Source organism: Andreesenia angusta, from assembly GCF_001855385.1.
Taxonomy (GTDB): Bacteria; Bacillota; Clostridia; order Tissierellales; family Gottschalkiaceae; genus Andreesenia; species Andreesenia angusta.
Genome location: NZ_MKIE01000002.1, coordinates 402,342 through 421,796 on the forward strand (window position 1 = coordinate 402,342; position 19,455 = coordinate 421,796).

The window sequence follows — 19,455 nt, forward strand, 5'->3', positions numbered from 1 at the left end:
CTGCACCTCCTTGATATGTAGGGCCCGAAGCCCCTTATTTCCATTTTTTAGAAAGGAACGTCCTCCTCGTCTATGCTGTCATCCAAATGGAATCCCTCTGTGTTAAAGTCTCCCGAATTAGTCCCTCCACTCTGCTGCTTGTCGCCCCAGTCTATGAACTGGACTCTTTCGGCCACTACGTCCGTAGTGTACCTCTTAGTTCCATCTTGTGCAGTGTAGCTTCCGCTTTGAATTCTTCCCTGTATAGCCACGTTCCTGCCTTTCTTCAGGTAGTTGGAACAGTTTTCGCCTTGCTTTCCCCACACTACTATGTTTATGAAGTCGCAAGTAGGCTGTCCCTTGCCCTCTGCTTCTTGCTTCTTCTCTTTCGACATCTGCCTGTCTACAGCTACTGTCATTCTAGTGACCGACGTTCCTCCATTCGGTAGATACTTAAGTTCTGGATCGCGTACAAGGCGTCCGATAATCGTTGATACGTTCATTTTCCATTCCTCCTAGTAATATCTAATATTCTGAATTTATCTCTATAAAGTCCATTGTTGTTCTAGCTATATCCATAACTTCTCTCAGAGATATGCCGTATTCTATGGCAAAAGCTGTTAGAGTTGTGGCTATCTCACGTCTCAAATCTTCCTTTCCACTCATAACTCCATCCTCTCTTTCAGCCTGTTCACTTTGCCTTGCTTGTATAGCTCAACCAGGCTTCCAAATCCAAAGTGCTGTTTCATCTGCTCTAGCATTATCTCTACATCAGCTATCTCTTCAGCCATTTCTTGCTTGCTGTTTTCTCCTCGCTGGTACTTACATACTTCTTTCTGTAATTCAGACAACTCTTCCACCGCTACTGTCATTTGGTGACTCTCTCCATACTTCTCCATCGCCAACTTATACACTTCACAATTATTCACTCTGTAACCCTCCTGATTCGCTCATAGTCGTTTTTAAATGCCTTATCCATACCTAAGGTCACTTTAGATATAATCAACCCTCTTATCGCCCGTCATGAGGTCTGCTTTCAGAAAAGCTTCCCTGTACTTGCTCTTCTCATGTTCGAATACATAAAAGTCCTCGTACTCTTCTTTAAATTTTCCTGTCGCTACAAAGTATTCATTTGCTTTTGAGCGTTTCTGGTCCATTTGTTTAACAGTGCATCTTCTGCCAAGCTCAACTTCAGATCTTTCTTTGAACCTCTTTTTCTTCCTGAAAACCAAATCATTTTTATATGACATTTCCATTCCCCCTCATAATCGCTCATATGATTTTCTGTAGTTCGCTATTCTCAATCCTTTTTTCTGCCCGTACAGAACAGCATTCGCCTCTTTCTCCAGTCTACGTTTCTCTCTAACGCTGTCATTTTCCCTCTGAAAGCTTATGTAGTCTGGACATGTTGCATGACAGTATGCGTTTCTGTAGTTGCATCTGTTGCATGGATTTTTCAAGACAATCAAGCCCCCTAGTAAACCTCTTTTATACTCAGCCCTGGATATTTGTACTCAAACAGCTTCTTTTTTATCTTGTATACGTCTGTCTGAAACTTTTCTGAAGCCTTCACGTCCACCACCTCTGTAGTTCCATCGTGATATGTGATTACAAAGTCGGCCAAGTACGTAATAGGTCTGTGCTTCTTTCCGTTCTTCTGGAACCCCGGCTGTAGTTCGAACTTCTCTTGCAATCCGAAGTCCTTTATCTCCCCGGCTTTTTTCAGCAGCTTAAGTTCACAGTAAAAGTTAGCTTCTTTTTGGCTGTCGAACTGGATATTATCGACAACTGTCTTTCTGTTCCTGTATTTGTTCTGCTTGCCTTTTGACTCTGATTTTAGGTAGTTCTGATACTGTTCCGGTGTCCAACGCATTAGCTTATCCCTTTCATAAAAGCAAGCCAGTGTGTTTTACTTCGTCTATTTCCAAACAAAGGCTCGCTGTCTATCACTTTCAGTATTTCCGTCAGCTTTATCTGATCTTCGTTCCACTTGAATATCAATGTTCCGTTAGGCTTAAGAACTCTCATGCACTCCCTAAAGCCTCGCTCTATATCTTGCTTCCAATCCTCCCCAAGTTTTCCGTACTTCTTGGCCAACCACGAACCTTCTCCTGCTCTCAGCAAGTGTGGGGGGTCAAATACCACCAAGTAGAAGGATTCATCTTCGAACGGCATATTTCTAAAGTCTCCAACTATATCCGGTTTCACTTCTAACTTTCTGCCATCGCAAAGATTATCTTCAAGTTCCCGATTGTCCATGTATGTTACATTCTCGTTATTCTTGTCAAACCAGAACATTTTACTGCCACAGCAAGCATCCAGTATCTTTGTCATCGCCTATTCCTCCCCGTAAATTTCTTTCGCTATTTCCCAACACTCATCCCAAGGCCAGTCCGGGTTTTGTATCGCTAACCTGTCAGCCTCTTCTGCTGTTGGGCTGTATCGTTTTGCCATATTAGCCTCCTAGTCTTTAAACGCTCTTTTTGCTTAATCTATAGTTCTTGCTACTATCCGGTTTTATTGATATCAAATACTTGTAGTTACACATTTCGTTTATCCTACCGATTATCGCTTGGTCTATATTTGTAAACCTCTCAAAATGTATTTCGCTGTTTAGTAGTATTGGCAGCTTCTTGTTATATCTGTAGTTAATAACTTTAAAGATCTCTCTTAAATCCTCTTTCTTTATACCTTCCTCGTTGTAGTAGTTAGTTAGAGAGGACTTGAATAGATCGTCTATAAATAAAACATCCGCTCTGACTATCTTGTTAAACTCATTGTTGTAATTTTCTTCATCAAACTTACACGCCTGTAAATTCTGTATTATCTCATCCGCTATATAGTATTTAACCCCTACGCCCATATCTAACAGTTTCTTAGATATCGCTGTCGTTATATGCGTCTTCCCTACTCCCGACTGCCCCAAGATAGAGAAAGAGTAGTTATCTCCGTTTAAAAAGCTTTCTAAGTACTCCATAGCCGTTTTCTTTATGAACTTCTGATACTCGCCACTCACTTGATAGTTTTCAAATGTTCTAGTTTCTAGCAAATCTCCCAGTCCACTTTTATCCAGCCTCGCTTTAGCTTCTTTTAAAAGAGTGCATTTGCACTTCTTCCCCATCTGATACTCGCCCTGAGTTGTAAATATGTAGCCTTTGTCTTGGCAAGCGCTACAGTGATATGACTCCGGCATCTTCTGCGCTAATTCCAGACTTCCCACTTTCTTTTGAAGTTCGCTTATTGCTTTCGCTATTTCCTCCATCTGATTTCACCTCCAGTTTCATTCCTCCATTGGCTTTCCAAGTGTCCAATATGCTTCTTACATACGCTTTCGTTCTTCCACCGTATTCATCAGCTCTTATCAGAGCATTTTTGCACCAAAGGAATCCATACTCTTTCAGTATTTCTTCCAACCAAAAAGCAGTTCTGCTATTAGCCTGTCCTATGCATTCCTGATAGAGCCTAGCCAGTTCTCCGAGTTCCTTATCTATTACAAGTCCTTTAGGTGCTTCTTCATCGTCATCTCCTTTTTGATGATGATGATTTTCAGGACTGTTATTATTAAGACTGTTGATTTTATTACTGTTACTATTAGGGGGGTCATTTTGATACTGTTCATTTTGACCATCATCATTTTGATACTGTTCATTTTGATACTGGTCAAAACGACTACTGTCAAAATCTAATTTTTGAACAAGCTCATAAACATTACTAGCATTTCTATTCCCTTTCCTAGATTTGGTTATTTGTATATATCCCAACTTCTCTAAGTCATCTCTATGTCTATAGAACCTTTTCTTACTTACTCCTAAGTGATGTATCATCAAGTCTACTCCAGGAAAAGCCGTATCTCCTGCTCCCGCATAGCTTGCCATGTATGCGTATATAGCTTTTGCTTCTACGCTAAGTCTTGTATCTTGCATTACTAGCTTGGGTATTATTCCGAACCCTTTTTGCTTTATATCTCCCGTAGGATGTTTAATTCGATCTACTTTCTTCACATCAACACTTCTCCTCTCTACACAAGTCTTTATTGAAGGAGCCCTTTCGGACCCCTATATCCTAACCGCCATGTATCTAATAGGCTCTTCCCTGTAGCCTTCTAGTTCATTCTCCAAGTCTTCAATCTTGCTCTCAAGCTCTACTACTTTGTCCTCTAACTCGTCATAAGTAGGCTCTGCATAAAACATTCTGTGAAGCTCTTCACTTATGTCTATTGCTTCATCTTCTGTGACTGTTATGCTTTGTCCGTCTTTAGTCATTATTCTGCAAACAGGATACTTAAGAGGGATTCTCTTACCTCCCAGTTCTACGTTAAAAATCATTTTCACCATTCCTCACACCTCCTACTTACTCTGAAGAACCTTCATGCCATGGTTCCACTGGCTCTCGTTCATATCATCAAACTTTGTAACGTTGTAGTATTTCAGCAGCGCAGGGACGTCAACTCCCTTGACCTCTGCGAGATTCTTGATTGCCACTACCTTCTCAGCTGATACTTTAGGTGCTGGAGGTGTCACTGATTTTTCTGGCTCGTGCTTTCCGGTATTAGCCTCTAGTGCATCCGACTCAGCTATATCAAGCGCCATAGTGTATAAATATCTTCTCTGGTACGTCTGCACTGCCCCTAAGTTCTGGATCTCATGACACCCTTTCAGTTGCGCCGAAGCCATAGGGCTTGTGAAAGTCACTACGTCTTCTGGCTTCTCTGAATCCACGATGTCCAGTGTAGCCACCTCGCTATTGAAGCTTACTTTCGAAAGTAACTGAAGCTCTGCGAATATCTCGTTTATCTTAGGCAAGAAATCTTTCAACTCGAAGTACGTATATCCTGCATATTTGTTCTGCCCACTTTTCTTAAGGTCTGCTTTCTGGAGCTCCACCTTTGCTGTCTGTATCTTTTCATATATATTCATCTCTATTCCTCCTAGAACTTTATTTCAAACTCTGCCGGCCTAAGACCCTTCCTAAGCCCCTCAACGTCCATCAGTTCGCCTGTTTTCATATTGACTATGCCATCGTCCGTTATCATCAAAATCTTCTTGAATTCGGCGTAATTTGGTTTCTCGATAACCTTTACGAACTCGGGATAATCCCTCTTTAAATATTCGAGCAATAAAGCATCGTCTTTCTCTATAACCGCCTGCTCTTTCTTGACTTTCAGAGTTCCCGAAGGTAGCTTGTATGTCATCTGTGTCTTTGTCTCCTTGGCATCTACTGTCTCAAAGTATTCTTGAAGCTTGGAGAGGAAGAACGACCTCTCGTTGTCGTATCTCTCGAACTCCTTATCCAGCGAACTCTCTAGCGTAATAATCCTCTCATTCGCTACCATTTCGAACCTCTTGTATTCAGCCTCCATAAGCTGCAGCTTCTCTAAGCACCAATCGGCCATCAAATCGTCCTTGACTCTCCAGGACTCCTTTTGTTCCTCGTCTATATTCAGTTGTTCGTCTATCACTCTATCTAGCATTCTTATTCCTCCTGTCCATGATTGTATCTAGCTCTATAGTTCTTTTTATTTCTCGATTCATGAGCTTATATGCCATCTGTATTCCAGAAGCATAGGCCCTTGTAAACTCGTACTCGCTCTTCCTATCCCTGCTGTAGTTTGCTATCATTCTCTGATTCACGGAATACATGCTTACAAGCTCTCTTCCAAGCCTTGTTCGCCTTGCTATATCAAACATTTTCTCTCTAGTCTTGCTCACGTTGATTCCTCCCTGTCGGTGTGATATACTACACCTAGACGATATTTTCTAGATGTTGTCGTTCCTGAAGTCTTCGCACACCATTGCGAAGGCTTTTCTTTTTTGCTCCCTTCTCTTTCTCTCTGCTCTCAGTGCCTTCTTTGCTTCATAAACTTCGATAAGCTTTCTACCAAAGACACTCCCTATGCCTAATGTAATTCCTACTGCTATTAGATCTCCCATCTTCGCTCCTCCTTCTTAATCAACTTACATATGGTAGATTTATCCACCCCAAAAACCTCTCCTATTTCATCTAAGCTCATCCCTAATTCTTTCAACTTAACTAGCTCCATAGAATCTGTGGTCATCCATTTTGCTTTGATTCTTGGGTCACCTACCACCATGAATGCTCTTTCTACACTCATCTGCCTTGGCGAAAGTATCGCCAGGCAAAGAGCTGATATATTGTCTGCTAGGTCTATCGATGTCACTGTTATCTCCTCCTGTTCATTAGAAACTCTTCAAAAGCTTTCTTCTCAACCTTATATCGCTTCCCTCTGCCTCCGAATATAAGCGGACACCCTTTGCTATTCAGTATCCTGTAAGTTTCATCTCTGCTAAATCCATATATGTTCTGTATATCCTTCGTATTCAGTATCACTAGTGATGTTTGTGTCTCCATTTCAGCACCTCCCTTGTTTTGGTTTACTCCTTCCAGTTAAGGGTATTATTAGACCGGAAGGAGGTGATATTATGAGTAAATCTGATAAAGAACTTGCTGTTGAAGTGGCGATAAAGCTTATTGAGAACAATAGCTATGTCTCAGGTCCTAAAACATCTACTCTCAATACAGAGTCTGTATGCAGTGTGATTAAGGCTGTTCACAAGACTCTTGATAGTCTTGGAAGGGATTAGTATCTATTAGAATTTGGACTATACTCACAACCGCAATTTGTGAGCTATGGTCCAGTTCTTCAATAACGCGAAATACCTCATCTGCTTTATCTAACAATTCAATCTTCTTGAATATCTCTTCTTTCTTCATTTCCTCGCCTCCTTAATTTCTCAATTGAATGCCTTAACTTTGATTCCAAACTGCCCAGCTAGGTCTCCCCACTCAGCTTCTATATAGCTGATGGCCTGGTGAAACCATTCTTCTATACAGACTTCATCTTCTTCTGGCCCATATATCAGTATCTTTACTAACACATCTTCACCGTTTGAAAGCTTAATCTTCGCTAGGTCAAATGTCAGGAATTCAAGTAGTTCTCGCTCTCCTGTTTCACAACACGTCCCTTCAAAATTATCCTTCCATATGTCATACAGAAGCCTTTCTACTTTCAGCACCTCGTTCTTGTTAATTAATGTCCCATCGTTTATGCTTATGAATTTTGCCATTATCTATTCCTCCTTAAGCTATCTCTTTCAAATGTTCTAGTATGTCGTTTACGTCTGTTTCATAAAGCTTCAAAGCCACCTTGTAAAGGTCATCTATATGTCCGAATTTCTCAGCGTATGCTATAGTCGTAAGATGGTCTTTCTTCTTGCTTTGCCTTATGTTATAGCCTTCCGTTCTCGCTTTAAGGTCCATGTGATAAGTCTCTTTGTAGGACTTGTAAAGTTCCCTCCATCTTTCACTAAAATTCGCACCTCTATATCTAACCACTCTGTTTAATACGTTTCTCTTGGTCAGAACGTCTACGTCCATTACAGCGCCTTTTATAACTTCGTTTTTGTAGGCTATTGTGTCTTGGAGCTGCTTGACCTCTTGCTTATAATCAAGTAACTTTCTGTCTGCCATCTTAAGAGCTCTTGCGTAGACTGCTTCCGGTGTGTTCCAGGCTTTTTCTACTTCGATGAAGTACAGTCTTGCTTGCTTTCCTTTATCTGTCCTCTGTATCATAGAAAGTTCTTTTGCCATATCTAGCTTGATGACGTGATCTGTGATTTTTCTCTTTCCTCCAAAGGCTGTCTCGTCATAGTCATTTTTGACTATCACGGCAAAATCAACGTTTTCAGCAAATCCATACTCTGTCATTCTTTCAAACCACTTTGTGTATTGAGTCCCTACCTCTAGAAACTCATGCAACTCTCTACCACTTACTATCTGCTCCTGATTGTCATTCATTTCGACTTTGATTAACTCGTTCATATTTATGCCTCCTGTCTTTCTTAATATTTTCTTTGTTATTCTTAGTTATTATTAATTTACTGGATGTATCATTTCTAAAATGCTGTCAGCTATTTCTTTCGCTATAGGTGTCTGCTCTTTTCTTAAGTCTGCTACGTGCTTCATGTCTAGAGAGTATCTAATGATTGTATAGACGGCGTTTTTGATCTTGCATAAGTGCCAAGCGTAAATATCATTTTCCTTCCCCCAGTCTTCTATAACGTCAGAAATGTAATGATGAGGCTTGACAGATTCCTCTTTTGATTTCATTTCCTCTATTAGCTTTTCTCTTTCTTCTTTTCTTATCTTTTCAATCAACTCTCTTATGCTTGCGTCCATGTTAGGCCTCCTTTAATAACTGTTTTTTCTTAGTTTCTAGAGAAATCTTCCAGTCTCAGAGTCCCTTTCTCTTTTAAGATGGCTCTTGGTTTGTCCAATTGGTTTTAGTAAGTTGTCATTTTCCCAGCCATATCTCATTCTGCTTTTAAGTGTATTTACTTTTATTCCTGAAATTCTCGACCACTCTGTTAAAGTCTTTGTAATCCCTCTAATGGTTATCCTATTATTTGTTCTCTTGTTGAGTTGATTATTTTCAATGGTCGTCCATCTGCAATTTTTAGGCGTGTAGTTTCCGTCGTTGTCTATGCGATCTAGTTCTAAATCCTCTCTAAAACCATTATTAACTGCCCAATTATAGAAGCTTAAGTAGTCGTTTTTCCACTCATCACAAACCTGAATGCCTCTACCTCCATAGTTCTTGAAGCTAATCGCATTCTCATTACAGCATCTTTGTTTCATAGAAGCCCATCTCTTGTATAGTGGATGTCTATGGCTTTGATTCGCCATGCCGTGACTGGTATTTCTCTTGGTTAGCATTTCTATCCTAATGCAACCACAACTCTTGGTCCCTCCACTTTTTAAATTGCCACTAGTCACCTCGGCAAAGTTTCCACAATCACACTCGCAGAGCCAAAACGGCTTGTACTTTGTGACTCCTATAAATTTGATAACTGTTAGCTTTCCAAACTTTTTTCCGGTTAAGTCACTAAAATTATGTGACCTTGTTTCGTGAAAATTCATTCCTCATAGCCTCCTCATTCGATTCAATTAATACATTTGGTTAGTTTGTTTTTAAAAAAAATCCTATCTACATCTTCTATAGCTAAGTCTAAAATATTAGATATCTTTTCCACATCTTTTAAAGTGAATGCCCTTGTTCCTGACTCTTTATTGTGGTAAGTCTGTAGGGTAACGCCCATCCTACTTGCCATATCTGCTTGAGTTAACCCTTTCTTACTTCTCTCTCCAACCAGTTCGTAATTCTTCAAAGTATCACCTCCGCCTTGCTAACCGTTTGGTTTAATTAAATAATACTACAACGTTTGGTTAGTGTCAACGATTTTTTTAATTTTTTTATAATTTTCGGTTAGTTTTTTAACATAATGGTATATATATACTATAATTAATGGTAAGGAGAGGTGATGAAAATGAGCCAAACGGAAAGTATAGGAAAGAGAATTCAAGGTTTATTAGAACTTAGAAATATGACGCAAAGAGAGTTAGCTAGCAAAGTTGGAATCACCGAAGTAAGCATAGGTAGGTATGTAAAAGACTCTAGAGAGCCCAAAGGAAGAGTTCTTGCAGATATAGCTGACGCACTAGATAGTACAACCGATTATTTACTCGGCCGCACCGACGACCCGAACGGAGAAGAAGATATCGTCACTATAGCAGCGCACCATGACGGTGACGAGTTCTCGGACGAAGAGAAAGAGATGATAGAGAAGTTCAAGGATATGGTCAGGGAAATGAAGAAGAAAAAAAGAAGTTAGATTAAGGGGGATAACGTATGGATCTTACAGATTCTTTGTTCAAGTCTTTGATGGCCAAAGACAAGATATTTGAGGAAACACCTAATCTTCCGTCCAACAACCAGAAAGCTCAGTTTCAAGTTTCGAGTTTGGATGGAAGAGATAAGTTTATAGTGGATATAGATAGGCGAGGGAAAATCGAGATGAAGTCAAAGTTGCAAGAAAGATATGCCGGAAACCAAGTTTTAGTCAGAATAGACGCGAACTCTCCGCCACATACCAATCCAGACTCAACTACCACTTCTTGAAACCACATACATATCTACAAAGAAGAATACGGGCTATCTTGGGCTTATGATATCGAAACGTTTCATGAAAATCTTTTCGATAATCTAAAGAATTTCAATAAACTCTTCATGGACTTCTGTTCCTATTGTAATATAGAGATAGGAAATGATTTTCAGATGGTCATATAATTTCACGAAAGGGGTTGGTTTATAATGACTAATACATTTTCTGATATATATATAAAGTGGATAAAAGAAAATATCGAAGAAAAACAAATCAGTGAAAATATTTTTAGAATAACTACTCCTTTTCTAGATAGAAATAACGATCATATAGAAGTTTATGTAGTCAAGGAAAGCAACGGCTCTTTAACTATAACTGATGACGGAAACACTCTAGGGGAATTAGCTTTATCTGGCTTCAGCATACAAGGAAGTCCTAAGCGTAAGCATGCGCTTGAAACTATACTGAAATCCCACGGAGTGTCTATGGGTGATGATGGCGACCTTTTTGTAGAAGCGAACATGTCAAACTTTCCTTCGAAGAAGCATATGCTGACCCAGTGTATGATAAAAGTGAGTGATTTATTTGTACTGAGCCATAGTAGCGTTAAGTCATTCTTCCTTGAAGATGTTCGTAACTTCTTTGAAAATAACGATATTAGATATACCGAAGGTCCTTCTTTTGTGGGGAAAAGCAAGCTGGTGAATAACTACGATTTTGTGATTCCACATTACAAAAAAGCTCCCGAAAGAATAGTTAGAGTTATAAATGATCTTAGGCCAGACTACGCTAGATCAATAATGTTCTCATGGGACGATATAAAAGATGTTAGACCTAATAACTCTGTTTTATATACTTTTGTAAATGATCAAGACAAGAAACCTTCAAAGGATGCGTTACAAGCGTTGTCTGAATATGATATTAAATACGTTCTTTGGAGTGAAAGAAATAACTCCATAAATGAGCTATCTGCTTAACTTTAATCATTTTGCCGATGTCAGCAAAATGATTAGGTTAAAGATAATTTTACGACTTAAAAGGAGTGATTAACACCATGTCCACTATAATATGCTACTGCTCCAATGTAACCGAGCAAGAGATAGTTGACGCTATAGATAATGGAGCTAATAGTCTTTCAGATATAAAGACTGTTACAGGGGCTTGTACTGTGGGAAGGTGCAAGGAGCTTCATCCTAAAGGGACTTGATGTTCTAGGGACATTCTAAAGTTGTTAGAAGAGTATAATAAATAGTTTTGATAAGCTACTGATATGAGATATTCATATCAGCTTATTTATAGGCATAGGTGGAAATATACTCTAGTTTATGGAGTATGAGGTATTAAAGGGAATGAGAATATAATATTTTTTTAAGGGGGATTGCCATGTATGAAAAGCTACTAATTGAATATGAAGAAGAAGTTGAAATCATTGAAAGCCCCCTATCTGGCAAAATAAAGGGGCTCTATTCTGATAGTACTATTGCCATAAATAGCAAGCTTACCGATGTAGAAAAGTCCTGTGTGATAGCAGAGGAACTGGGCCACCACTACACCACCGCTGGAGACATCCTGGATCAGTCGGAGGTCTCCAATAGAAAGCTTGAGAAAGTAGCCCGCAACTGGGGATATGAAAAGCTTGTAGGTCTAATAGACTTAGTGAATGCCTATAAATCAGGGGTGAGAAATAGGCACGAGCTTGCAGAGTTCCTGGAAGTTACTGAGGAGTTCATAGAAGAGGCTTTGAATTACTACAGGGAAAAGCATGGGCTATTTGCTAAAGTAGACAACTACATAGTTTATTTTGAGCCGCTGGGGGTTTTGGAGAAGTTTTAATTTTTTAAATTTAAGGAGATATAGTGTGAAAAGCAACAATGAACTTTGCAGTATAAAGGAGCAGTTTTATGTCTAAACATAATGACTACATGAACTTAGAATACGATCTAGCTGGATCTAGAAGTAAAAACAGATTTAAAAATGAACTCTTATGGGGGTTGTCTAAAATTTTTGATTTGTACAAAAATAATATAAACTTTAGTGTTATTTTTGATTATGTATGTGATATCGAAGTGCACTTTGATGACTCATATGAGTTTTATCAAATTAAAACCAGTAAAGGCAGTAGTGCCTATACATTATCCAAAATACTAAAGCCTACAAATGGAAGCTCTGTTCTAGGGAAACTGTTTGATTTGAAGCATCAATCTATAAAAAATGGTCTGGATTCTAAAATAGCATTAGTGTGTAATAAGGCCCTTAAAGATTTTTGTAACAAAGAGCATAGCGACCGAGAAATATTAGAGTTTAATAGCCTAAAAACATCTTGTAAGGACAAAATCATCAATATTTTAAGTACAGAACTTGGAGAGTTCTTTGATTTAGATAACTCTTATTTTATCTATAGTGAGATGAACCTAAATAACTGTGAAGATGAATTTTTAGGCAAAACAGTGCGATTTTACTCTGAGGTTACTAACTCTGAATTAGCAAATCCCTTAAAACTATATAATCTTTTAAAAAGCGAAATTGAAATTAAATCTAGCTACGAGTTGGCCTGCAACGATTATGATTCTTTAATTTTAAAAAAGGCTCTCACAAAAAGAGACCTGGATAAAATATTGGATCTTTACTATAATGGACCTACGTTAACAGAAAAAGTTACTGAATTTATAAATAGCGAAGTTGAAAGTTTTCGTAAAAGATTAGCTTGGAAAAAAGCCTTTTCAAAACTCTATAGAGAATTTTCAGTATCTAGCTTTCTAGAAGCTCTAGATAAAAAAGTTAGAGAATATATAGTGATAAATATCGATGACTTTGATTGTTCTAGATTTGAATTAATCGATAAACTCTATCCGATATTTAAAGGTGATTTTGGACCAGAGTTTGAAGAAAGTGATATACGAGTGTTTTTACTTTTTGTTATAATAAAGCTCGAGGAGGGAAGTCATGAGCAGTTTATTAGTTAAAAAACTATTTATATTTGATATTTCAAATAAAAAAGCTAAAGTTGTTCCTTTTTCAAAAGGATTGAATGTTATTACTTCCAATCAAGTTGATGGGAATAAAAGGGGTAAGTCTTTGATTTTAGCTAGTATATTCCATTGTCTAGGTTCAGATGGTTTTTTTGATGACAACTGGAATATTAAAAGCAAAATTTATCTTATGAATATATCAATATCGGATAAAGACTATTATATATATAGAATGGATAGACTATTCAAAATTTTTGACTCCTCTTATGATGTCATTTTTAAAGGTACTGACCGTAAAGAACTGGCAGAGTTTTTAGGTGACTTGTTCAACTTTATAATCAAATTACCTAATCGGGATAATAATATTTTAGTCACAGCGCCTCCAGCTTATGCTTACATACTTAATTATCTACACCAAGATAAAATGGATGGTCCTAGTTTTAATTCATTCAAAAACTTAGGGGAATTTATTTCATATAAGGAAAATCTCCTTTACAGCCACTTCAATATTTACAATGAAGATTATTATAAACTAATTGGAGAAATAGAGTCTTTTAAAAAACAAATCGATATTTTAAAACGAGAGTGTACTATGCTGCAATCTATGATTGAAAAAACAGAAAGTGAAATGAGTAATTACTCTTATCCTAAAAGTATGGAGCTTCTTAAAGTTGAGTTACAAAGACACAGTGAAGAATATATCGATATATCTGAAAAGCTATCAAAAGCCAAAAACAAGCTCATAGAGCTCAGAAACTCAAAGTATGACTTGATGAGCGAATTAGACTTATTAATTAAAAAAATAAACTATGAAAAAAAGAGCTATGAAACCTTAACAAGAAAAATCTGTCCAACTTGTCGTGGCAGTATGGCTGATTCTTTAGATGCACGATTAGCCACTGGGGATGAGCTAGAGAGTTTCATTTATCTATCCGATGAATTTAATAGCGAGCTATCTAAAGTGGAAAATAAAATTTCTAAAGAAGAAGTCTACTACAAAAGTTTATTAGAACAATTATCCACATATGAAGATAAACTTAAAGTAGCTGATAGTAAAATTGAAGATATATTTAAGCATAAAGCTTATTCAGAGTTTATAAATTCACTCTTAAGTGACTATGCTAAGAAGTCAAGTAGCTTAGCTTCTATTAATTTAAAGTTAGAAGATTTGAAGACCAAGAAGTCCAAATATAATGCTCTGAAAAAAGATATAAATGATATGTACTCTGAACTTATGCTTGACTCTAAAGTAAAGTTTGGACTAAAAGAACTTGATGATAAAAAATTCAAAAATATTAGGTCTAATTTTGAGGCTGGTGGAAGTAACAAGCCAATTTCAACGATTATTTGGCACCTGAATCTATTAAAGATTAAGTATGCTTTTAATCCCGATGCAATAAAGTTCCCAATTATATTAGATAGTCCCAACAACACTGAACTAGACGATACAAAACGAGAAAAATTATTCAATTTCATATTCTCAAACATTGACAGCTCTACTCAAGTAATATTATCTACTCTTGGATTTTCTAAAAGTACTTATCCAGAGTTCAACTTTGATAATATCATTGAATTGGATAATGATCCTTATAATTTGCTGAACACTAAAGACTATGATGCTAACTTAAAGTTTTTACTAGGGTTTAATCTTAGCTAAAAACTTTGTACTTTCACTATGAAAGGTATTTATTCGACATCCGAATATCAGCACCCTTGAACCATAACGCAAAAGTTACTAGAGTATATCTAGTGACTTTTATTTTAAACTTAAATCGAACATACGTTCTGTAAAAAGGAGAATTTATCATGGCTAAAACTAAGAAAAGGGGAAATGGCGAAGGATCTATCTATAAGCGTGGCAATAAGTGGTATGGTCTTGTAACAGTAGGTCGTGATGCTGAAGGCAAGCTTGTCAGGAAGCCTGCATCTGGTAGCACTAAGACTGAGGTTGCCGAGAAGTTAAGAGAAATATCGCAACAGTATAAAGGAATAGATCTGAAACAGGCATCTAGCTACACTGTGGCTGAGTGGGTTTACTTTTGGCTTGAGAACTATGCAAAGCCACAACTTGAAGAGACTAGCTTTAACAGCTATAGGTATAATTTAGAAAATCATATAGTTGAAAACTTTGGACACTATAAGCTTACCGAAATAACCGGCATGGACATACAGGTTAAATATAATCAGATGTTCAGCGACAAAGAAAAATATTCTTCTACTACACTCAAGTATGTCCACAATAAATTTAAGCTGTGCTTAAAGCAAGCTGTATCCAATAGGATGATAGCTCATAACCCTTGTGAAGGTGTTTTGCTCCCTAAAGCTAGAACCGCTAAGAAAGTACAGTCTATGACAGTTGAAGAGCAGCAAAAGCTAGTTGAGTACTGCGAGACTGATGAATATTTAAATCTTTTTATCTTCCTAGTGGGTACTGGTATGAGGATAGGCGAGGCATTGGGTCTCACTTGGGATAATGTAGACCTGGAGGAAAGAAATATCCATATCGTAAAAACTATGATCGAGATTCACGGGAACCCATCTTTTAAGAATTGTCCCAAGACTGACTCTGGACTTAGAACAATACCTATGTCGAAAAGAGTACATCAGATAGTTTTAGATAGAAGAAAGGCCCACCGTGATCTGAATCATCTTAATCTGGTCTTTTTCTCTAGCACCTACAATTTTAGAACTACAGCAAATCTTAGAAGGCTGTTTCAGAAAACTTGTGATAATGCTGGTATAAAGCAGTACAACCTTCATGCACTGAGACATACCTTTGCCACCAGGATGATAGAAAAGGATTGCAACATCAAAGTTCTTTCTGCTATACTTGGACATAAAGATATACGTACGACACTTCAAACTTATACTGATGCTTTGGATGCTTATAAGAAAGAAAAAATGACCGAAATAGACATCTTTTCTTAACCACTGCAACACTATTGCAACAATAGTAGTTTAAAGCCTTGATATTTAGCCATTCATATCAAACATTTCAGATTTAACGTGTAGGATTTCTACAGTTATAGGTATGAAAATAGCCGCCATAAATTTGGCGGCTATTTTCTGTTTCTTCCTATATTTTCTCTATACCAACCACCTCATAGCCAGCACCCTTTATGGCTATTTTGATAGCTTCATCCGAAACATCACCATCGATATCTACAGTTGCGTTTTTTTCTTCCAAACTGACTTTCACATCACCAACTCCATCAAGCTTACCCAGCGCCTCTGTAACAGCCTTTACGCAGTGCTCACAACTCATTCCCTCTATCAGTATTTTCTTTCTCACAAATCATCCCTCCTTTTTTTGCATATATACCCACGTTGATCAAGCTGAAAAACAAATGCCATCTCTCTAAATAATATTCTATTGAACTATGATTCTGATTGTAGCGAAAGTTTAATGGGTATTATCTTATTAAAAAGAAAGTTTAAGTCAAATTACAGGGGGAAATTTAAAATGGGATACAAATTTGAAGTTGAAGATGTTGGGCCTCAACAAGTTCTTTCAATAAGGACAAGAACTTCACTAGAGGAAATGCCTCTAAAATTAGGCAAATCGTTCGAAGCCATTATTGCTTATTTGGGAAGTTTAGGTAAGCAGCCGTCTGAAGCACCTTTTGTAGCATACTACAATATGGATATGTCTGATTTGGATATCGAAATAGGTTTTCCTGTAAGCGAAAGCCTTGAAGGCAGCGGAGATATAGAATCGAATGTCATTTCCGGAGGCAAGAAGGCTTTCTGTATGTATAAAGGTTCTTATAGCAATCTGGAATCTGTCTATGAAGAAATGTCCACCTGGATGAGCGAGAACAATCACAAGCCTACAGGCATAGTTTATGAGTTCTACTACAACTCACCTACGGAAGTGCCTGAAAGCGAGCTTTTGACTAAAATAGTTTTCCCGTTAGAGTAAGTTTTTTTAATTTGTCGTCGACCTCCCGGGTTTTTTGCGCTACTGGAGGTCGACGACAAGTTTATGCACTGCTCCTAACCCTTCTCACCCTCTTCATCCATATCCATACGGAATATATAAGCGCCAGTCCGACAGTGTTAAAAGCCGCCTTTAGAAGCTCCGAGTATCCTTCAGGGTACAGGTCGCCAAGCAGAATCAGCAGAAGCGGATGCGAGAGGTATATGACGAAAGACTCTTTCGAAATTTCAGTCATCACAGATATACTCTTGCCCGAGTTTCTTTCTATGATTGAAGAAAGCGCAAGGTACATAAAAAATGAAAATATGGCGTAGAACAGCCATGTTGCGCTGTAAAACGGCAGCATCTCATTGTAGTACTGACTGTAGTAGACTGATATACAGTAGTATATGGTGAGCATGATTCCGATTGCCACTACCGGCTTTCTCCACTTCTCCAGAAGCTCCTTCTTCTGATTGTATCCCTTTGCCATAAACATCCCCGTAGCAAAGAAGCCTATGTACTTCAGCGGATTGACATGAGAGTATACACCTTCGGCCACGCTGAAATAGACCAAATTCACCGCTACAAGCAGTGCTGTAAGCACCACTGGGCTGTATCTTGCGTAGATACTACTTAAAAACGGAAAAAGCAAGTAGAGCCCAATTAACAGCACCATAAAGTAAAGGTGGTACATGGCCCTTCCGGTAGACAGGTTGTAGAGCGCCGTCTTTATATCAAGCGACAGCTCTCCCCGGTAGACCAAAAGCGCTGTGTAGACTCCGCTCCAGACAAGATACGGGAATACTATATTCGGCAGTCTCTTCCTGTAGAATTCATATGGCGCGACCGTTCTCTTTCCATATACATAGCTCATTACAAATCCGCTTACAGCTATAAAGCAAGGCACGGCGAACTTTATGCTTGCATTTATGTAGCTTGATACTATGGCCCCTGCGGTCCCCTTCTCAAAGCTCCCCGGTAGAGGAGCTGTTATATGTATAAGCAGTACGCATATGCAGAGTATGGCCCTTAGCACGTCCAACTCTATGAGCTTATCTTTCTTTTCCATCAGTCTTCCCCTTCCTAGAAAAATAGGAGTCGGGCCAAAGCCTAACTCCTAGTCTTGCATTTCATCTACTTCCTGCTTTTCTAACCACTCAACTAGAAACTTTGCAGTCTCAGCCTCATCTACATTCTCGTAGTCCAGCTCGTATGGCTTGGCCTTCTTCCCATACATAGGGTCGTAGTAGTTCTCCATAAGCTCTCTGGCTACCGTCCTATAGTCTCCGCTCTTCACAAGCTCTATATGGTGCTCTACTTCCTCTTTAGGCCTGTAGGCTCTCAGCTTTTCAAGCGACTCCAGAATCTCGGAGACGTCGCAGTCGTAGTCCTCTATTATGTTTTCAACACGCTTATCCATTGAGGAGTGCACGTTTATATGGACTCCGTCCACCATCTTCTTGTGCAGGTACTCTGGCAGCAGCACTTTCCCTATCCTCTTGCTTTCAGCCTCTACAAAAAGTACATCGCCTTTTCTGGCCTTTAATGCTTCATATACGTTTGACTCAAACTGCTTCTGAGTCTTAGTCTCTCCAAGCCCTACATTCCCGAAAAAAGAGCCTCTATGGTTGGCACAGCCTTCAAGGTCCAGCATGGCTCCATCTAGCTTGTCTATCTCCAGCAGTATCTTGGTCTTTCCCACTCCTGTGTTTCCGTGAATCACCACGAATTTCACCTCTTCCACAAGCTTTGGAAGGTTCTCGTTTATATAGGCCCTGTACTGCTTGTATCCGCCTTTTAGCTTGTAAACTCTTGATCCTAGACTTGAGAGCAGCCCTACAAGCGAAGTGCTCCTCATTCCGCCTCTCTCGCAGAAGCAGATTATGGAGCTGTACTCGTCTTCTAGCTTCTTTATCTGCTCGTATATCTCTGGAAGCTTTCTGTCCACTATGTCGATATGTTAAGCTAGAAAATGTCGCAGTCACTAGCAATAAATGTTGGCAAACGTGATATGATTAAAATAAGAAAATGGAGAGTGATCACGATGACAACAAAGAGAAGAAGACTGACTGCGAAAACCAAATTTGAAATCTACATCAAGACCAGAGACGAAAGCAACGTAGGGGAAGTTCTGCGCGAATACGGAATACACCTGAATGACCTTAGAGAGATTGAAGAACTTGTAGAAGCAGGGGCTGTAGATCGTCTGAAGACGAAAGGTGCTAAGACAAAGGTACTTGAAGACGTTTCCTTTGAGGAATACCAGGAACTAGCCAAAGAGTTGGACCGCAAGGAGAAAGCACTTGCAGACTTGACTGTGGAATATCTAATTCTAAAAAAAAACGACAAGTAGGCTTCAAAGGCTCTTTTAAGAATAAGCATATATATGGCTATGAACGTCAGCAACTTTTGGACATTGTTTCATGGAGCCAATCTCAAGGTATGCCTCTCGTTAGAATCTGTCAGCTTCTTCAGATCTGCAGAAAACGAATACAGCGATGGCAGAATAGTGAAACTCTTGAAAGGAAGCAGTCTGAACGCAAAAGTCGTCCATACAATGCACTGACTCCAGATGAACTAGAGCTTGTTCAGAAAATGGTTGGAGACAAGAAATATGCTGATGACA

The 19,455-nt window shown here is 38.6% G+C and carries 35 protein-coding genes and 1 pseudogene; 12 read left to right on the forward strand and 24 right to left on the reverse strand.

The window, feature by feature from the left end:
* Positions 1-47: 47 nt before the first annotated feature.
* The 16 genes from EUAN_RS04315 to EUAN_RS04380 form a co-directional block, all read right to left on the reverse strand.
* On the reverse strand, positions 48-482 hold the full coding sequence (locus EUAN_RS04315; protein ID WP_071062044.1) for a single-stranded DNA-binding protein: 435 nt from the start codon (positions 480-482) through the stop codon (positions 48-50).
* A 22-nt stretch (positions 483-504) separates the two neighbouring features.
* Complete coding sequence (locus tag EUAN_RS12625; protein WP_169817340.1) at positions 505-645, reverse strand: hypothetical protein; 141 nt, start codon at positions 643-645, stop codon at positions 505-507.
* Positions 642-908 carry a nucleoside triphosphate pyrophosphohydrolase family protein gene (locus EUAN_RS04320; RefSeq protein WP_084655701.1) on the reverse strand — a complete coding sequence of 89 codons (267 nt, stop codon included), beginning with the start codon at positions 906-908 and terminating at the stop codon, positions 642-644. Before EUAN_RS04320 ends, EUAN_RS12625 begins: the two co-directional genes overlap by 4 nt.
* 63 nt (positions 909-971) lie before the next feature.
* On the reverse strand, positions 972-1,229 hold the full coding sequence (locus tag EUAN_RS04325) for a hypothetical protein (RefSeq protein WP_071062046.1): 258 nt from the start codon (positions 1,227-1,229) through the stop codon (positions 972-974).
* A 12-nt stretch (positions 1,230-1,241) separates the two neighbouring features.
* Positions 1,242-1,439, reverse strand: a complete 198-nt coding sequence (locus tag EUAN_RS04330; protein WP_071062048.1) for a hypothetical protein — start codon at positions 1,437-1,439, stop codon at positions 1,242-1,244.
* 14 nt (positions 1,440-1,453) lie between these two features.
* The gene (locus EUAN_RS04335; protein WP_071062049.1) at positions 1,454-1,852 is read right to left on the reverse strand and encodes a DUF1064 domain-containing protein; all 399 of its coding nucleotides are present in this window, start codon (positions 1,850-1,852) and stop codon (positions 1,454-1,456) included.
* The gene (locus tag EUAN_RS04340) at positions 1,852-2,313 is read right to left on the reverse strand and encodes a class I SAM-dependent methyltransferase (protein ID WP_071062051.1); all 462 of its coding nucleotides are present in this window, start codon (positions 2,311-2,313) and stop codon (positions 1,852-1,854) included. Before EUAN_RS04340 ends, EUAN_RS04335 begins: the two co-directional genes overlap by 1 nt.
* A 136-nt stretch (positions 2,314-2,449) precedes the next feature.
* Positions 2,450-3,241 (reverse strand): ATP-binding protein, encoded by a 792-nt coding sequence (locus EUAN_RS04345; protein ID WP_071062053.1) that lies wholly within the window; start codon positions 3,239-3,241, stop codon positions 2,450-2,452.
* Positions 3,150-3,980, reverse strand: a complete 831-nt coding sequence (locus EUAN_RS04350) for a helix-turn-helix domain-containing protein (protein ID WP_071062054.1) — start codon at positions 3,978-3,980, stop codon at positions 3,150-3,152. Before EUAN_RS04350 ends, EUAN_RS04345 begins: the two co-directional genes overlap by 92 nt.
* 54 nt (positions 3,981-4,034) lie before the next feature.
* Positions 4,035-4,313: a hypothetical protein gene (locus EUAN_RS04355; RefSeq protein WP_071062056.1), complete on the reverse strand. Its 279-nt coding sequence runs from the start codon at positions 4,311-4,313 to the stop codon at positions 4,035-4,037.
* Positions 4,314-4,325: 12 nt separating this feature from the next.
* A complete protein-coding gene (locus EUAN_RS04360; RefSeq protein WP_071062058.1) occupies positions 4,326-4,895 on the reverse strand; it encodes an ERF family protein in 570 nt (189 codons plus the stop codon).
* A gap of 11 nt (positions 4,896-4,906) precedes the next feature.
* Entirely contained in the window at positions 4,907-5,449 is a 543-nt protein-coding gene (locus EUAN_RS04365) for a host-nuclease inhibitor Gam family protein (RefSeq protein ID WP_071062060.1), read from the reverse strand.
* Positions 5,439-5,687 carry a hypothetical protein gene (locus EUAN_RS04370; RefSeq protein ID WP_071062062.1) on the reverse strand — a complete coding sequence of 83 codons (249 nt, stop codon included), beginning with the start codon at positions 5,685-5,687 and terminating at the stop codon, positions 5,439-5,441. Before EUAN_RS04370 ends, EUAN_RS04365 begins: the two co-directional genes overlap by 11 nt.
* A 48-nt stretch (positions 5,688-5,735) precedes the next feature.
* Positions 5,736-5,909 (reverse strand): hypothetical protein, encoded by a 174-nt coding sequence (locus tag EUAN_RS12630; protein ID WP_169817341.1) that lies wholly within the window; start codon positions 5,907-5,909, stop codon positions 5,736-5,738.
* Positions 5,897-6,157, reverse strand: coding sequence for a hypothetical protein (locus EUAN_RS04375; RefSeq protein WP_071062064.1), 261 nt, complete (start codon positions 6,155-6,157; stop codon positions 5,897-5,899). Before EUAN_RS04375 ends, EUAN_RS12630 begins: the two co-directional genes overlap by 13 nt.
* Before the next feature lie 2 nt (positions 6,158-6,159).
* Positions 6,160-6,348, reverse strand: coding sequence for a helix-turn-helix domain-containing protein (locus EUAN_RS04380; RefSeq protein WP_071062066.1), 189 nt, complete (start codon positions 6,346-6,348; stop codon positions 6,160-6,162).
* A 71-nt stretch (positions 6,349-6,419) separates the two neighbouring features.
* On the opposite strand from EUAN_RS04380, the gene EUAN_RS12635 reads away from it, so the two are divergent.
* Positions 6,420-6,581: a hypothetical protein gene (locus EUAN_RS12635; protein WP_169817342.1), complete on the forward strand. Its 162-nt coding sequence runs from the start codon at positions 6,420-6,422 to the stop codon at positions 6,579-6,581.
* 150 nt (positions 6,582-6,731) lie between these two features.
* Here the strand turns inward: EUAN_RS12635 and EUAN_RS04385 are convergent, their stop codons facing one another.
* The 5 genes from EUAN_RS04385 to EUAN_RS04405 are packed head-to-tail and all read right to left on the reverse strand — an operon-like array spanning position 6,732 to position 9,164.
* Positions 6,732-7,064, reverse strand: a complete 333-nt coding sequence (locus EUAN_RS04385; protein WP_071062067.1) for a hypothetical protein — start codon at positions 7,062-7,064, stop codon at positions 6,732-6,734.
* A gap of 13 nt (positions 7,065-7,077) precedes the next feature.
* Entirely contained in the window at positions 7,078-7,818 is a 741-nt protein-coding gene (locus tag EUAN_RS04390; protein ID WP_071062069.1) for an antA/AntB antirepressor family protein, read from the reverse strand.
* A 51-nt stretch (positions 7,819-7,869) separates the two neighbouring features.
* Positions 7,870-8,175, reverse strand: a complete 306-nt coding sequence (locus EUAN_RS04395) for a hypothetical protein (protein ID WP_071062070.1) — start codon at positions 8,173-8,175, stop codon at positions 7,870-7,872.
* Between the two features lie 36 nt (positions 8,176-8,211).
* A complete protein-coding gene (locus EUAN_RS04400) occupies positions 8,212-8,916 on the reverse strand; it encodes a hypothetical protein (RefSeq protein ID WP_071062072.1) in 705 nt (234 codons plus the stop codon).
* Between the two features lie 23 nt (positions 8,917-8,939).
* Positions 8,940-9,164: a helix-turn-helix transcriptional regulator gene (locus EUAN_RS04405; protein WP_071062073.1), complete on the reverse strand. Its 225-nt coding sequence runs from the start codon at positions 9,162-9,164 to the stop codon at positions 8,940-8,942.
* A 159-nt stretch (positions 9,165-9,323) separates the two neighbouring features.
* Between EUAN_RS04405 and EUAN_RS04410 the strand changes: the two genes are divergently transcribed.
* From EUAN_RS04410 to EUAN_RS04440, 8 genes and pseudogenes are all read left to right on the forward strand, one after another.
* A complete protein-coding gene (locus EUAN_RS04410) occupies positions 9,324-9,668 on the forward strand; it encodes a helix-turn-helix domain-containing protein (RefSeq protein ID WP_071062075.1) in 345 nt (114 codons plus the stop codon).
* A gap of 17 nt (positions 9,669-9,685) precedes the next feature.
* A pseudogene (locus tag EUAN_RS13045) lies at positions 9,686-10,123 on the forward strand (DUF6978 family protein).
* A 24-nt stretch (positions 10,124-10,147) separates the two neighbouring features.
* On the forward strand, positions 10,148-10,915 hold the full coding sequence (locus EUAN_RS04420) for a DUF1828 domain-containing protein (RefSeq protein ID WP_071062080.1): 768 nt from the start codon (positions 10,148-10,150) through the stop codon (positions 10,913-10,915).
* A 77-nt stretch (positions 10,916-10,992) separates the two neighbouring features.
* A complete protein-coding gene (locus EUAN_RS12170) occupies positions 10,993-11,145 on the forward strand; it encodes a (2Fe-2S)-binding protein (protein WP_084655703.1) in 153 nt (50 codons plus the stop codon).
* 176 nt (positions 11,146-11,321) lie between these two features.
* A complete protein-coding gene (locus tag EUAN_RS04425) occupies positions 11,322-11,771 on the forward strand; it encodes an ImmA/IrrE family metallo-endopeptidase (RefSeq protein ID WP_071062081.1) in 450 nt (149 codons plus the stop codon).
* 68 nt (positions 11,772-11,839) lie between these two features.
* On the forward strand, positions 11,840-12,901 hold the full coding sequence (locus tag EUAN_RS04430; RefSeq protein ID WP_071062083.1) for a dsDNA nuclease domain-containing protein: 1,062 nt from the start codon (positions 11,840-11,842) through the stop codon (positions 12,899-12,901).
* Positions 12,882-14,564, forward strand: a complete 1,683-nt coding sequence (locus EUAN_RS04435) for a coiled-coil domain-containing protein (RefSeq protein ID WP_071062085.1) — start codon at positions 12,882-12,884, stop codon at positions 14,562-14,564. The genes EUAN_RS04430 and EUAN_RS04435 overlap by 20 nt, the downstream gene beginning before the upstream one ends.
* 149 nt (positions 14,565-14,713) lie before the next feature.
* Entirely contained in the window at positions 14,714-15,835 is a 1,122-nt protein-coding gene (locus EUAN_RS04440) for a tyrosine-type recombinase/integrase (RefSeq protein WP_071062087.1), read from the forward strand.
* Between the two features lie 148 nt (positions 15,836-15,983).
* On the opposite strand, the gene EUAN_RS04445 is transcribed toward EUAN_RS04440, so the two are convergent.
* A complete protein-coding gene (locus tag EUAN_RS04445; RefSeq protein ID WP_071062089.1) occupies positions 15,984-16,199 on the reverse strand; it encodes a heavy-metal-associated domain-containing protein in 216 nt (71 codons plus the stop codon).
* A 171-nt stretch (positions 16,200-16,370) separates the two neighbouring features.
* Here EUAN_RS04445 and EUAN_RS04450 point away from each other — a divergent pair, with 171 nt between their 5' ends.
* On the forward strand, positions 16,371-16,829 hold the full coding sequence (locus EUAN_RS04450) for a GyrI-like domain-containing protein (protein WP_071062091.1): 459 nt from the start codon (positions 16,371-16,373) through the stop codon (positions 16,827-16,829).
* 61 nt (positions 16,830-16,890) lie between these two features.
* Here the strand turns inward: EUAN_RS04450 and EUAN_RS04455 are convergent, their stop codons facing one another.
* Both EUAN_RS04455 and mnmH read right to left on the reverse strand, forming a co-directional pair.
* Entirely contained in the window at positions 16,891-17,898 is a 1,008-nt protein-coding gene (locus EUAN_RS04455) for an acyltransferase (protein ID WP_071062093.1), read from the reverse strand.
* A 48-nt stretch (positions 17,899-17,946) separates the two neighbouring features.
* On the reverse strand, positions 17,947-18,777 hold the full coding sequence (gene mnmH / locus EUAN_RS04460; protein ID WP_071062095.1) for a tRNA 2-selenouridine(34) synthase MnmH: 831 nt from the start codon (positions 18,775-18,777) through the stop codon (positions 17,947-17,949).
* A gap of 96 nt (positions 18,778-18,873) precedes the next feature.
* Between mnmH and EUAN_RS04465 the strand changes: the two genes are divergently transcribed.
* Both EUAN_RS04465 and EUAN_RS12640 read left to right on the forward strand, forming a co-directional pair.
* Positions 18,874-19,182 carry a hypothetical protein gene (locus EUAN_RS04465; RefSeq protein WP_071062097.1) on the forward strand — a complete coding sequence of 103 codons (309 nt, stop codon included), beginning with the start codon at positions 18,874-18,876 and terminating at the stop codon, positions 19,180-19,182.
* Between the two features lie 89 nt (positions 19,183-19,271).
* Positions 19,272-19,455: hypothetical protein (locus EUAN_RS12640; RefSeq protein WP_211266276.1), on the forward strand; the 184-nt coding region annotated here is incomplete at its 3' end.

Coding starts and splice junctions, on each gene's coding strand:
- EUAN_RS04400 (WP_071062072.1), bottom strand. CDS start 8,916: ATGAATTTTCACGAAACAAGGTCACATAATTTTAGTGACTTAACCGGA.
- EUAN_RS04455 (WP_071062093.1), bottom strand. CDS start 17,898: ATGGAAAAGAAAGATAAGCTCATAGAGTTGGACGTGCTAAGGGCCATA.
- EUAN_RS12630 (WP_169817341.1), bottom strand. CDS start 5,909: ATGGGAGATCTAATAGCAGTAGGAATTACATTAGGCATAGGGAGTGTC.
- EUAN_RS04395 (WP_071062070.1), bottom strand. CDS start 8,175: ATGGACGCAAGCATAAGAGAGTTGATTGAAAAGATAAGAAAAGAAGAA.
- EUAN_RS04420 (WP_071062080.1), top strand. CDS start 10,148: ATGACTAATACATTTTCTGATATATATATAAAGTGGATAAAAGAAAAT.
- EUAN_RS04385 (WP_071062067.1), bottom strand. CDS start 7,064: ATGGCAAAATTCATAAGCATAAACGATGGGACATTAATTAACAAGAAC.
- EUAN_RS04425 (WP_071062081.1), top strand. CDS start 11,322: ATGTATGAAAAGCTACTAATTGAATATGAAGAAGAAGTTGAAATCATT.
- EUAN_RS04315 (WP_071062044.1), bottom strand. CDS start 482: ATGAACGTATCAACGATTATCGGACGCCTTGTACGCGATCCAGAACTT.
- EUAN_RS04360 (WP_071062058.1), bottom strand. CDS start 4,895: ATGAATATATATGAAAAGATACAGACAGCAAAGGTGGAGCTCCAGAAA.
- EUAN_RS04450 (WP_071062091.1), top strand. CDS start 16,371: ATGGGATACAAATTTGAAGTTGAAGATGTTGGGCCTCAACAAGTTCTT.
- EUAN_RS04465 (WP_071062097.1), top strand. CDS start 18,874: ATGACAACAAAGAGAAGAAGACTGACTGCGAAAACCAAATTTGAAATC.
- EUAN_RS04355 (WP_071062056.1), bottom strand. CDS start 4,313: ATGGTGAAAATGATTTTTAACGTAGAACTGGGAGGTAAGAGAATCCCT.
- EUAN_RS04440 (WP_071062087.1), top strand. CDS start 14,714: ATGGCTAAAACTAAGAAAAGGGGAAATGGCGAAGGATCTATCTATAAG.
- EUAN_RS04390 (WP_071062069.1), bottom strand. CDS start 7,818: ATGAACGAGTTAATCAAAGTCGAAATGAATGACAATCAGGAGCAGATA.
- EUAN_RS04325 (WP_071062046.1), bottom strand. CDS start 1,229: ATGTCATATAAAAATGATTTGGTTTTCAGGAAGAAAAAGAGGTTCAAA.
- EUAN_RS04345 (WP_071062053.1), bottom strand. CDS start 3,241: ATGGAGGAAATAGCGAAAGCAATAAGCGAACTTCAAAAGAAAGTGGGA.
- EUAN_RS04430 (WP_071062083.1), top strand. CDS start 11,840: ATGTCTAAACATAATGACTACATGAACTTAGAATACGATCTAGCTGGA.
- EUAN_RS04380 (WP_071062066.1), bottom strand. CDS start 6,348: ATGGAGACACAAACATCACTAGTGATACTGAATACGAAGGATATACAG.
- EUAN_RS04340 (WP_071062051.1), bottom strand. CDS start 2,313: ATGACAAAGATACTGGATGCTTGCTGTGGCAGTAAAATGTTCTGGTTT.
- EUAN_RS12625 (WP_169817340.1), bottom strand. CDS start 645: ATGAGTGGAAAGGAAGATTTGAGACGTGAGATAGCCACAACTCTAACA.
- EUAN_RS12170 (WP_084655703.1), top strand. CDS start 10,993: ATGTCCACTATAATATGCTACTGCTCCAATGTAACCGAGCAAGAGATA.
- EUAN_RS12635 (WP_169817342.1), top strand. CDS start 6,420: ATGAGTAAATCTGATAAAGAACTTGCTGTTGAAGTGGCGATAAAGCTT.
- EUAN_RS04335 (WP_071062049.1), bottom strand. CDS start 1,852: ATGCGTTGGACACCGGAACAGTATCAGAACTACCTAAAATCAGAGTCA.
- EUAN_RS04435 (WP_071062085.1), top strand. CDS start 12,882: ATGAGCAGTTTATTAGTTAAAAAACTATTTATATTTGATATTTCAAAT.
- EUAN_RS04410 (WP_071062075.1), top strand. CDS start 9,324: ATGAGCCAAACGGAAAGTATAGGAAAGAGAATTCAAGGTTTATTAGAA.
- EUAN_RS04365 (WP_071062060.1), bottom strand. CDS start 5,449: ATGCTAGATAGAGTGATAGACGAACAACTGAATATAGACGAGGAACAA.